A 13208-nucleotide genomic window follows, 5' to 3' on the forward strand; every position below is an offset into this window, starting at 1 on the left:
GAGGAGGGTGGTGAGTTGGTTGCGGTCGGCGGTGTCGCAGGCGGTGATGTGGACACGTGCGCCGAGTTGGGTGAGTTCGGTGGCGAGTTCGGTCGCGCCGGGGGCGTCGGGCCCCTGGCGGCTGGTGAGTGTCAAGTGCCGGGCGCCGTGGTGGGTGATGAGGTGGCGGGCGGTGAGGGCACCGAGGGTTCCGGTGCCGCCGGTGATGAGGACCGTTCCCTCGGGGTCGAGAGGGAGGGGCTCGGGCGTGGTGGCGGGTGCGGGCGTCAGATGCGGGGTGTAGGCGGTGGCGTCGCGGAGGGCGAGTTGGGCCTCGGCGGTGGCGAGCGCGGTGGGCAGGGCCTGGTGGGAGTGGTCGTCGGTGTCGATGAGCTGGATACGGCCGGGGTGCTCGGACTGGGCCGAGCGGACCAGGCCCCAGACGGCGGCCGCGGCCGGGTCGGTGACCTCGGCGGTATCGTGGACGGCCATGGCGCCGTGGGTGAGGACGACCAGGCGGGTGTCCGCGAGTTCGGGCCGGTCCACCCACTGCCGCAGCAGATCCAGGACCCGGGCGCAGAGCGCGTGTGTACGGTCGATGGGCCCGGTCTTCTCCGGCACCCAGGCGGACACGTCGGCGACGAACACGGCGGGCCGCTCTCCTGCCTCCGCGATCTCCACGGCCTCCGCGACCTCTGAGACATCGGCATGGCCCGGCGGGGAATCCGGGAGCCGGCTCTCCCCGAGCGTGGCCCACCGCGTTTCCCTGGTGCCGAGCCCGCACTCGGCCCAGTCGACCGCCCACAGGGCGTTGCCGCCCGATGCGGCGGACAGGGCGCGCAACTGGTCGGGTGTGGTCTCCCGGAGCTGGAGGGAGCCGATCGTGGCCACCGGAACGCCCTGCGGGTCGGTGATCCGTACGCACAGCCCGTCCCCGTCGGCCACCGTCGCCCGCACCCGCACGGCGGTGGCGCCCACGGCGTGGAGCCGCACATCGGTCCATGCGAACGGCAGCATCGTGGGCCGCTCACCATCGGACTGGAAGCAGAAGTTCCCGGCGTGCAGGGTGGCGTCCAGCAACGCCGGATGGATGCCGAACCGCCCGGCCACCCCGGTCTGCTCCTCCGGCACGGACACCTCGGCGAACACCTCGTCGTCCAGCCTCCACACCGCCCTCAGCCCGCGGAACGCCGGGCCGTACTCGTACCCGACCTCGGCCAGGTGCTCGTAGAACCCCTCGAGGGCGACCGGCTCCGAGCCCTCGGGCGGCCACGGCTGAGCGGCCTCGGGCGGCGCGGCCGTGGCCCCAGCGGTCAGTGTGCCGGTAGCCCCTCCGGACAGGGTGCCGGTGGCGTGCTCGGTCCACTGCCGTGTGCCCTCCGGGCGGGAGTAGACCCCCACTTTGCGGCGCCCGCGGTCCTCGCCACCGACGAGCACCTGGACGTGCAGCGTGCCCTCGTCCGGCACCGTCATCGGCCGGCTGATGACCAGCTCTTCCAGGGTGGGGGTGTCCGCCTCGTCCCCGGCGCGCACCGCCAGCTCGACCATGGCCGTACCGGGGAGCAGGACGGTGCCGGAGACGGCGTGGTCGGCCAGCCAGGGGTGGCTGCGCAGGGAGAGACGCCCGGTGAGCAGCACACCTCCGGTGTCGGGCACGCTCACCACGGCCCCGACCAGCGGATGGCCGGTGTCCTCCAGCCCCACGGCACGGACATCGCCCGGACCGCCGCGGTCCAGCCAGAACGTTTCGTGTTCGAAGGGGTAGGTGGGGAGCGGGATTTGGGCGGGTTGTGATCCGGTGTACGCGGTGGGCCAGTCCATTGGTGTTCCCCTGGTGGACAGTTCGGCGAGGTGGGTGAGGAATCGGGTGGGGGTGTCGTCGTCGCGGCGGAGGGTGCCGGTGATGGTGGTGTGAAGGGTGTTGGTGGTTTCGAGGGTTTCTTGGATGGCGGTGGTGAGGACGGGGTGGGGGCTTACTTCGATGAAGGTGCGGTAGCCGTCGTTGGCGAGGGTGCGGATGGTGTGCTCGAACTGCACCGGTTGGCGGAGGTTGCGGTACCAGTAGTCGCTGTCGAGGGTGTCGGGTTCGATCCAGTGGCCGGTGACGGTGGAGAGCCAGGGGGTGGTGCCCGGTTGGGTGGTGACGTCGTGGAGTACTTCGTGTAGCTGGTCTTTGATGGTGTCGACGTGTCCGGTGTGGGAGGCGTAGTCGACGGGGATGATGCGGGCCCTGGTGCCTTGGTTGGTGTAGTGGGTGTGCAGCTGGTGGAGGGCGTCGGTGTCGCCTGCGATGACGGTGGCGTTGGGGCCGTTGTGGGCGGCGATCCAGAGTTTGCCGTGCCAGGGGTTGAGGTTGATGGTGTCGGCGGGGGTGGCGAGGGACATCATGCCGCCGTGTCCGGCGAGGTGGTGGGCGATGGTCTGGCTGCGGAGGGTGACGATTTTGGCGGCGGTGGGGAGGGTGAGGTGTCCGGCGACGCAGGCGGCGGCGATTTCGCCTTGGGAGTGGCCGATGACGGCGTCGGGGTGGATGCCTACGGATTGCCAGAGGGCGGCGAGGGAGACGACGACGGCGAAGGTGGCGGGCTGGACGACGTCGACGCGCTCGAGCGAAGGCGCGTGAGGTGCGCCGGTGATGACGTCGATGAGCGACCAGTCGGTGTACGGGTCCAGGGCCGCGGCGCATTCGTGGAGGCGTTCGGCGAAGACGGGGGACGTCTGGAGGAGTCGGGCTCCCATGCCCACCCATTGGGCGCCTTGGCCGGGGAAGACGAAGACCGTCTTGCCGTGGGTGGTGGCGTGCCCGGTGGTGAGGCGGGGGTGGGGTTGTCCGGTCGCGAGGGCGGTGAGAGCAGCCGTGGCCGCGTCGTTGTCGGCTTCGGTGTCGGTGATGATGACGGCACGGTGGTCGTGGAGGGTGCGGGTGGTGGCGAGTGACCAACCGATGTCCACCGGGCGTGCGTCCACGCCGGATTCCAGGTGGCTCAGCAGGCGTTGGGCCTGAGCCCGCAGGGCTGCCGGGGACTTGGCGGACAGGACCCAGGGCGCGATGCCGCCGGTGGCGACCAGACCAGGGGTGTCCGTACCCTCGTCCGTCTTCGACGCGGGTTCGGGCTCGGGCTGAGGCGCCTGCTCCAGGATGAGGTGAGCGTTGGTGCCGCTGACGCCGAAGGACGAGATCCCGGCGCGTCGTGGATGGCCGGTGTCCGGCCAGGGGCGGGCATCGGTGAGCAGGGACACCGCGCCGGACGTCCAGTCCACCTGTGTGGTGGGTTCGTCGATGTGCAGGGACCGCGGAAGCGTGCCCTGCCGTATCGCCAGCACCATCTTGATCACGCTGGCCACGCCTGCGGCGGCTTGGGCGTGGCCGATGTTGGACTTCAGCGAACCGAGCCACACCGGCTCGTCCCCCCGGCGCTCTTGCCCGTAGGTGGCCAGGAGTGCCTGGGCCTCGATGGGGTCGCCGAGGGCGGTGCCGGTGCCGTGGGCTTCGACGGCGTCGATGTCCGAGGGGGACAGTCCGGCGTTCGCCAGCGCCTGCCGTATCACCCGCTGCTGCGACGGCCCGTTCGGCGCGGTGAGGCCATTGCTGGCCCCGTCCTGGTTGACCGCCGTACCACGGACGATGGCCAGCACCTCGTGCCCGTTGCGACGGGCCTCCGAGAGCCGTTCCAACAGCACCAGACCGACACCCTCGGACCAGTTGGTGCCGTCGGCGCCCTCGCCGAAGGACTTGCAACGGCCGTCCGACGCGAGGCCGCGCTGGCGCGAGAACTCGACGAACGCGCCGGGCTGGCCCATGACGGCGACGCCCCCGGCGAGTGCCATCGTGCATTCGCCGGAGCGCAGGGCCTGTGCGGCGAGGTGGAGAGCCACCATCGAGGAGGAGCAGGCCGTGTCCACGGTCACCGCCGGACCGGTCAGTCCGAAGGTGTACGACACCCGTCCCGACGCCACGCTCGTCGCGCCGCCCACCCCGAGGTAGCCCTCCAAGCCTTCCGGCGCCGCGCCCGTACCGACGCCGTATCCCTGGCCACTCGCCCCGACGAAGACACCGACCTCCTGCCCGCGCAGTGAGGTGGGAACGATCCCGGAGCGTTCCAGGGTCTCCCAGGCGGTCTCCAGCAGTACGCGCTGTTGCGGGTCCATCGACAGGGCCTCGCGCGGGGAGATGCCGAAGAAGGTGGCGTCGAATCCGCCCGCGTCGCTGAGGAAACCGCCCTCGCGTACGTAGGACTTGCCCAGAGCATCCGGATCGGAGTCGAACAGTTCGGCCAGGTCCCAGCCCCGGTCCTGCGGGAACGGCCCGATGGCATCGTCTCCGGCGGCGACCAGCCGCCACAGATCCTCGGGGGTACGGACGTCCCCGGGCAGGCGGCAGCCCATGCCGACGACGACCACCGGATCCTCGGCCTGGTCCGGAGCGGTCCGGTCACGCCGCACCGGCCGGGGCGTGGCCTCGGCCGTACGCCCGCCCAGTTGATCGCGTAGAAACTCGGCGGTGGCCACGGGGCTCGGGTGGTCGAAGACCAGCGTCGTCGGCAACCGCAGCCCGGTGGCCGTGTTGAGGCGGTTGCGCAGCTCCACCGCGGTCAGCGAGTCGAATCCCATGTCGCGGAACGCCTGTTCCGGCCCGATGGGGTCGACCGTGGGAAACCCGAGCACCGAAGCGGCCTCTGTACGGATCAACTCGACCAGCACACGCTCCTGTTGGGCCGCCGACAGCCCGGCCAGCCGCTCGACGAGGCTGCCTTCACCGGCCTTCGGCACCGGCCGGGCCGTACGCCGCGTCGGCCGGACCAGACCCCGCAGCAGTGGCGGGGGTTCAGTGGCCTCCGCGCCGAGGGCGCCGAGGTCGAACCTCATCGGCACCAGCACCGACAGCCCGGACGCCACCGACCGGTCGAACAGGCCCAGCGCCTCCGTGGTGGACAGCCCGACGACGCCCCCGCGCCGCATCCGGTGCAGATCGCCGGAGCCGAGCCCGGCCGTCATACCACTGGCCTCCGTCCACATGCCCCACGCCAGCGAGGTGGCGGGGAGCCCGTGCGCCCGCCGCCACTGGGCGAGGCCGTCCAGATAGGCGTTGGCGGTGGAGTAGTTGCCCTGTCCGGGCCCGCCGAGGACTCCGGCGGCCGACGAGTACACCACGAACGCCGCCAGGTCGTGGTTGTCGTGGGTGAGGTCGTGGAGGTGGGTGATCGCGTCGACCTTGGGGCGGAAGACGGTGTCGAGGCGGTCGGGGGTGAGTGCGGTGAGGATGCCGTCGTCCAGGGTTCCGGCGGTGTGGACCACGGCGGTGAGGGGGTGGTCGGCGTCGATGTCGGCGATGGTGGCGGCGAGTCGGTCGCGGTCGGCGGCGTCGCAGGCGGCGATGTGGACGGTGGCGCCGAGTTCGGTGAGTTCGGTGGCGAGTTCGGCCGCACCGGGGGCATCCGGTCCCCGGCGGCTGAGCAGCAGCAGGTGGCGTACGCCGTGCTGTGCCACGAGATGCCGGGCGATGGTGGCGCCGAGGGTTCCGGTGCCGCCGGTGACCAGGACCGTGCCATCCGGATCCAGGGCGCGGGGAAGGGTGAGCACGATCTTGCCGGTGTGACGGCCCTGGCTCATCCAGCGGAATGCCTCGGGGGCACGGGTGATGTCCCAGTGCCGTACGGGCAGCGGCTCGATCCGGCCCGTCTCGAACAGTTCCACCAGCTGGCCCAGCAACTCGCGTACCCGCTCCGCGGGGGCCTCGCCACCGAGGTCGAACGCCCGGTAGGTGACCCCTGGATGCCGCGCCCCGATCTCACCGGGCTCCCGCAGATCGGTCTTCCCCATCTCCAGGAACCGGCCGCCGGGGCGGAGGAGTCCGAGGGAGGCGTCGATGTGCTCGCCGGTGAGGGAGTTGAGGACGACGTCGGCGGTGGGAAAGGTGTCGGCGTAGGCGAGGTCGCGGCTGGAGGCGAGCCGTTCGGCGGGAACGCCGAGCCGGTGCAGGGCCTGGTGCTTGGAGGGGTGGGCGGTGCCCAGGACGGTGGCGCCGAAGTGCTGTGCGAGCTGGACGGCGGCCATGCCCACCCCGCCCGCGGCGGCGTGCACCAGCACCGTCTCGCCCGGCTGGACCCTCCCGAGGTCCTGCAACGCGTACAGCGCCGTCAGATAGGCCACCGGCACCCCGGCCGCCGTGCCGAACGACCAGCCCTCCGGCATCCGGATCACCGTGCGCGCGTCGGCGGTGGCCAGCGGGCCGAACGAGCCGGAGAACAGGCCCATCACCCGGTCGCCCACGGCCAGATCCCCGACGCCGGGGCCGACCTCGGTCACCACACCGGCGCCCTCGGTGCCGATCACCGACCGGCCCGGATACATGCCGAGAGTCACCAGCACATCGCGGAAGTTGAGCCCGGCGGCGCGGACCTCGATCCGCACCTGACCGGACTCCAGCGGTGCGGTTCCGGCCTCGTCGGGCAGCAGCGCGAGGTTGTCCAGGGTGCCGTACTCGGGCGAGTCCAGATGCCACGACGGCTGTGCGGGCACCCGCAGGCCGGGCTCGACCCGGGCCAGGCGTGGCACCCACATCGCGCCACCGCGCACCGCGAGCTGGGGCTCGTCCCCGGACCACACAGCGACGGGCAGCTCGGAGAGCTCCTCGTACGCGCCGTCGGCGTCCACCAGCGCCAGCCGCCCCGGGTGTTCGGCCTGGGCCGAGCGGACCAGGCCCCAGACCGCGGTGGCGGCCGGGTCGGTGACCTCGGCGTCCCCGTGCACGGCGACCGCCCCGCGGGTGACCACCGCCAGCCGAGTCCCGGCCATCGCGTCGTCGCCGACCCACCGCTGGATCTCCGCCAGCAGGCGGCCGGTGAGCTCCCGGGTGCATGCGGGCAGCGGCTCGGTGAGGTCGTCGGCCCACGCGCGCGTATCGGCCACGAGGACGTCGGGAAGGGTGCTTTCGCCGCTCTCCGCTTGGCCAAGCGGAGCCCAGGAGACCGCGCCGCCCTCCGGCGAGGCGTGTTCGCTCCAGCGGACCGTCCACAGCGCGTCATCGGCTTTGCCGCTCTCCAGCTGGGCCGGGTCCACCGCCCGCAGGGTGAGCGAGTCCACGGAGGCCACCGTCCGTCCCGAGCCGTCGGTCAGCCGTACCGCGAACGCGTCGTCACCCACCGGCCGGACATGCACCCGGACCGCGGTCGCGCCGCCCGCGTGCAGACGCACGTTGTTCCAGGCGAACGGCAGCAGGGTCACCTGTCGCTCCGGATCGGAGGGCAGACAGAAGCTGCCCGCGTGCAGAGCCGCGTCCAGCAACGCCGGGTGAATGCCGAACCGTTCGGCCTCCGTGGCGTACGCCTCCGGCAACGCCACATCGCCGAAGATCTCACCGTCCCGCCGCCACGCCGCGACGAGCCCGCGGAACGCCGGTCCGTACGCGTAACCGGCGTCCACGAGCGAGCGATAGAAGTCCGCCACCGGGATCGGCTCGGCTTCGGCGGGCGGCCACTCGCCGGCCGCCCCGTCCCGCGGTGCCGGTAGCTGCGCGGTGAGCGTGCCGGTGGCGTGCTCGGTCCAGTCCGTACCGCCGTCGGCGCGGGAGTAGATCCGCACCGTGCGCCGCCCGCCCTCGTCCGCGCCCACGACGACCTGGACGCTCAGGGCGGTGTCGGCGGGCAGCGTCATCGGCTGCCCGATCACCAGCTCCTCCAGCACCGGGGTGCCGGTCTCGTCCCCGGCGCGCACCGCCAGCTCCACCATCGCCGTACCGGGCACCAACACCGCACCGGAGATGACATGTTCGCCCAGCCACGGCTGGGCGCGTACCGACAGCCGCCCGCTGAGCTGCACACCGCCCGTCTCCGGCAGCTGCACCACCGCGCCCAGCAGCGGGTGGCCCGCCTCCCCGAGGCCCACCGCGCCCACATCGCCGGACCCGGCGGCCCGCTCCAGCCAGTAGTGCTCATGCTGGAAGGCGTACGTCGGGAGGGGGACGCGCCGGGCGCCGGACCCGGCGAACAACGCGTCCCAGCCCACCGGCACACCGCGTACATACAGACCGGCGAGCCCGGCCAGCACCGCCTGGGCCTCCTGGACACCCGGACGCAGGGACGGTACGAACGCCCCGTCCGCCACCGCACCCGCGACCGCGCCCGTCTCCGCCACCGCATACGCGCCCGCGCCCGCCTCCGGATCCGCCGCCGCGTCCGGCAGACAGTCCTGGCCCATCGCGGTCAGCACCCCATCCGGGCCGAGTTCCAGATGGGTGCGTACGCCCGCGTCGGCGAGCGCGCGGACACCGTCGAGGAACCGCACCGCGCCCCGCACATGCCGCACCCAGTACTCCGGGGTGCACAGCTCCTCGGGATCCGCGACCCCGCCGGTCAGGTTCGACACCACGGGGACCCGGGGAGGCGCGTAGGTCAGCCGGGACACCACCTCGCGGAACGCGTCCAGCATCCCGTCCATGTGGGGGGAGTGGAACGCGTGCGAGACCACGAGGCGCTTGGTCTTGCGGCCCTGCCGCGCCAGCGTCTCCGCCACCGCCGTGACCACGTCCTCGTCGCCGGAGACGACCACGGACGTCGGGCCGTTGACCGCGGCGATGGAGGCCTGGTGTTCCTTCCCCGCGAGCAGGGGGACGACCTCGTCCTCGGCCGCCTCCACCGCGACCATCGCCCCGGTCGCGTCCAGTCGCTGCATCAGCCGCCCGCGCGCCCGCACCAGTGTGCAGGCGTCCGGCAGGGACAGGACCCCGGCCACATGGGCCGCGACCACCTCGCCGATCGAGTGGCCCAGCACATACGCGGGGCGCACCCCCCACGACTCCACGAGCCGGAACAGCGCCACCTCCAGCGCGAACAGCGCGGGCTGGGTGAACTCGGTCCGGTCCAGCAGCGCCGCCCTCGCCGACCCCTCCTCGGCGAACACCACCTCGGCGAGCGAGACCTTGTCGTCTCCGTCCCCGTCTCCGTCTCCGTCCGCGTCGCCATCTCCAGCGCGCAGGTCGTCGAACTGGGCGCATACGTCATCGAAGGCCCGCGCGAACACCGGATAGTGGCCGTGCAGTTCCCGGCCCATTCCGGCGCGTTGGCTGCCCTGGCCGGTGAACAGCACCGCGACCTTCCCGGAGGCCACGGACCCGGTGACCGCCGACCGGGCGGACGCGCCCGCGGCCACCGCCTCCAGCCCCGCGACGGCCTCCTCGGCATCGGCGCACAGCACGACCGCGCGGTGGTCGTGGAGGGTCCGGGTGGTGGCCAGCGACCAGCCCACATCCCGCGCGCTGTCGGCGGTCGTCTTCCGCACATGGGTCAGCAGCCGGACGGCCTGGGCCCGCAGCGCCGCCTCCGTATGGCCCGAGAGCACCCACGGCACGACGTGGCCGGTGGCGACCGGACCGGGCTCGGCGGACTCCTCCTCCGGCCGTTCGGCGGTGTTCCCCTCCGGGGCCTGCTCGAGGATGACATGCGCGTTCGTTCCGCTGACGCCGAAGGAGGAGATGCCCGCGCGGCGTGCGTGTCCCGTCTCCGGCCACGCCCGCCCCTCGGTGAGCAGGGACACCGCGCCCGTGGCCCAGTTCACCTTGGAGGTGGGCTCTTCGGCGTGGAGGGTCTTCGGCAGCCGACCGTGCCGTAACGCCATGACCGTCTTGATGACACTCGCGATCCCGGCGGCGGCCTGCGCGTGGCCGATGTTGGACTTCAGGGAGCCGAGCCACAGCGGCTGGTCTTCCGGGCGGTTCCGGCCGTACGTGGCCAGAACCGCCTGGGCCTCGATCGGGTCGCCGAGGGCGGTGCCGGTGCCGTGGGCCTCGACCGTGTCCACATCGGCCACCGTCAGCCCCGCGTTGGACAGCGCCTGGCGGATCACCCGTTCCTGGGAGGGGCCGTTGGGTGCGGTGAGGCCGTTGCTCGCGCCGTCCTGGTTGACCGCGGTGCCCCGGATGACGGCCAGGACGTCGTGGCCGTTGCGGCGGGCGTCGGACAGCCGCTCCAGCAGCACGAGCCCGACACCCTCGGACCAGGTGGTGCCGTCCGCGCTCTCGCCGAACGACTTGCAGCGCCCGTCGGGCGCCAGGCCACGCTGGCGGGAGAACTCCACGAAGGCGGTGGGCTGGCCCATGACGGCGACACCACCGGCCAGCGCCATGGAGCACTCGCCGGACCGCAGCGCCTGTACGGCGAGATGGGTGGCCACGAGCGAGGAGGAGCACGCGGTGTCCACGGTCACGGCGGGTCCGGTCAGCCCGAGCGTGTACGACACGCGTCCGGAGATGACACTGCCGGAGGCGCCGACCCCGAGATAGCCCTCCAGGCCCTTGGGCGCGTCACCCGGACCGCCGCCGTACCCCTGGCCGCTGCCCCCGGCGAACACCGCGATGTCCCGGCCCTCCACCGACCGCGGATCCAACCCCGCCCGCTCGAACGTCTCCCACGCGGTCTCCAGCAGCAGCCGCTGCTGCGGGTCCAGCGACAGGGCCTCGCGCGGGGAGATCCCGAAGAACGCGGCGTCGAATCCGCCCGCACCCTCCAGGAATCCCGCCTCGCGCACATAGGACTTGCCCACGGCGTCCGGATCGGGGTCGAAGAGTGTCTCCAGGTCCCAGCCGCGGTCCGTGGGGAACGGGCCGATCGCGTCCCGGCCCTCGGCCACCAGCTCCCACAGCGACTCCGGGTCGGTCACCCCGCCCGGCAGCCGGCACGCCATCGCCACGATCGCCACGGGTTCGGTGGACTCGGCGATCAGCCGGTCGTTCTCCCGCCGCAGCCGCTCGACGTCCATCAGCGAGCTACGCAGCGCCTTGACCAGGTCTTCCCGGGACGCAGCCATGTGTACTCCTCTCCGCAACCGCGGCGTCAGTCGTTTCCGAAGGTCGTGCCGCGCATCGCCCGGCTCACCAGTTCGTCGGCGTCCAGGTCCGCGATCGCGGAGGTGTCCGCCTCGGCGGCGGTACTCAGGTCGCTCAGGCCACTCAGCTCGTCCAGCTCACCGGCCGTGGAGTCCGCGAGGCGCACCAGCGCGTCCAGCACCCCGAGCTCGTGGAAGCGGCGCAACGGGACCGAGGCCAGCACCCGCCGGATCTCCCGCTCGCGGCCCATCGCGCCAGGGGCCCCGCCGTCCGCGAGCCCGTTGGCGAGCCCGTCCCCGAGCCCGTCCACGGTCCCGTCGGCGGTCTCGCCCGCGGTGGGCACCAGTTCCGTACGCAGCTTCCTCGCCAGCGTGGTGGGTTTCGGATAGTCGAAAACCACCGTGGCGGAGAGCTGGAGCCCGGTGGTCGCGTTGATCCGGTTACGCAGCTCCACCGCGGTCAGCGAGTCGAACCCGGTGTCCTTGAACGCGCGCTCCGGCTCCACCGCGTCACCGTCGGCATGCCCGAGCACGGCCGCCGCCTCGCGCCGCACCAGGTCGGTCAGGAACGCCTCCTGCTCCGGGCCGGTCAGCTCGGCCAGGCTGTCCAGGAGCACCTCGCGCCGCGACCCGCCCCCGCCCGGCGCGTCCGCCGCCAGGATCTCGGCGACCTCGGGCAACTGCCGCAGCAGCGGCCGCTCCCGGGCCATCGTGTATCCCGGCACGAACCGCGCCCAGTCGATGTCGGCGACGATCACATTCGGCGGGCCACCGCCCACGGCCCGCGCCAGCGCACGCAGCGCGGGCGCCGGGTCCATCGGCAGGACGCCGATACGACGCCACTGGTCGCCGCCATCGGCGTCGATCATCCCGAGACCGCCGCCCCAGCCGCCCCACGCCACCGACGTGGCCGCGAGACCCCGGGCGCGGCGGCGCTGCGCGAGCCCGTCGAGGAACGCGTTGCCCGCCGCGTACGGGGCCTGGCCGCCGCTGCCCCAGACACCGGCGCCTGAGGAGAACAACACGAACGCGTCCAGCTCCCGGTCGCCCACGAGTTCGTCCAGCACCAGCGCGCCACGCGCCTTCGCCCCCGTCACGGCGGCGAACTCCTCGGTGGTCACCTCGGTGACCGGAGCAGGGAGCAGCCCGGCACCGGCGGTGTGCACCACGGCGGTCAGCGGATGTGTCCGCTCCGCCTCCGTCAGCACCGCGGCCATGGCGTCCCGGTCGGTCACATCACAGGCGGCGACCGTGACCTGTACATCTGCCAGGTCCGCCACCAGTTCGGCGGCACCCGGCGCGGCACCGCCCCGCCTGCTGAGCAGCACCACATGGTCCGCCCCGTTCGCGGCGAGCCAGCGCGCCACATGTGAACCGAGCCCGCCGGTGCCGCCCGTGACCAGCACGGTGCCACGCGGCTTCCAGGCGCTGTCCGAGCCGTCCCGGTCCCGCAGCATCCGGCGGGCGAAGAGCCCGTCGGCGCGCACCGCGAGCTGGTCCTCTCCCTCCGGCGAGGACAGCGCCGCGAACAGCCCGTCCGGCAACTCCTCGTCGCCACCCGCTCCTTCGGCCGGCAGGTCGATCAGGCCGCCGAAGGTGTCCGGGTGGTCGAGCCCGAGCACGGCGCCGAACCCCCACACCGCCGACTGCACCGGGTCGGCCGCCTCACCGGCCACCGCGACCCCGCCACTGGTGACACACCACAGCGGTGCGGTGACGCCGTGGTCGCGCAACGCCTGCGCCGCCGCCAGCGTGGCCGCGGTGCCCACGGACACCGTGCCGTACTCGGTGTCGGCGCGGTCGTCCCACGAGAGCAGGGACACCACCCCGGCACAGCCGTCCGCCGACTTGACCTGGTCGCCCAGCGCCTCCCGACTGCTCTCGGAGACCTCGGCGGCCACTACCTCCGCGCCCCGCGTGGCGAGTCCGTCCAGCACCGCGCGGACCCGCGCCGAACCGGCCCGTACGGACGGGACCAGCACCAGCCACCGGCCCGACAGCCGCGGATCGCCGGCGGCCACTCGGGTCCAGCCGACCCGGTACCGCCATGCGTCCGTGAGGGAGTCCTCCCGGCTGCGGCGGCGCCAGGTGGCCAGCGCGGGCAGCACCGTGCCGAGCGCCGCCGCGTCCACCTCGAGATCCCGCGCCAGGGACTGCGCGTCTCCGCCCTCGATGGCCGCCCACAGGGAGCTGTCGGCGGTCTCGGCCCGCGTCGGTGTCCTGGCGGGCTCCAGCCAGTAGTGCCGGTGTTGAAAGGCGTACGTGGGCAGCGGCACCCTACGGGCCCCGGACCCGGCGAACAGGGCTGCCCAGTCCACCGGTGTTCCGGTGGTGGAGAGTTCGGCGAGGTGGGTGAGGAAGCGGTGGGGGCCGCCGTCGTCGCGGCGGAGGGTGCCGGTGATGGTGGTTTG

General features: G+C 73.0%; 2 protein-coding genes. Both read right to left on the reverse strand.

Annotated elements, in window-relative coordinates; genetic code table 11:
- On the reverse strand, positions 1-10779 hold a 10779-nt coding region (locus ACFXB5_RS48120), incomplete at its 3' end, for an SDR family NAD(P)-dependent oxidoreductase (RefSeq protein WP_385220964.1).
- 26 nt (positions 10780-10805) lie between these two features.
- Positions 10806-13208, reverse strand: a 2403-nt coding sequence (locus tag ACFXB5_RS48125; protein ID WP_385220966.1) for an SDR family NAD(P)-dependent oxidoreductase, incomplete at its 5' end; no start/stop codon positions are given.

The sequence above is a fragment of the Streptomyces sp. NPDC059455 genome, from assembly GCF_042750115.1.
Taxonomy (GTDB): Bacteria; Actinomycetota; Actinomycetes; order Streptomycetales; family Streptomycetaceae; genus Streptomyces; species Streptomyces endocoffeicus.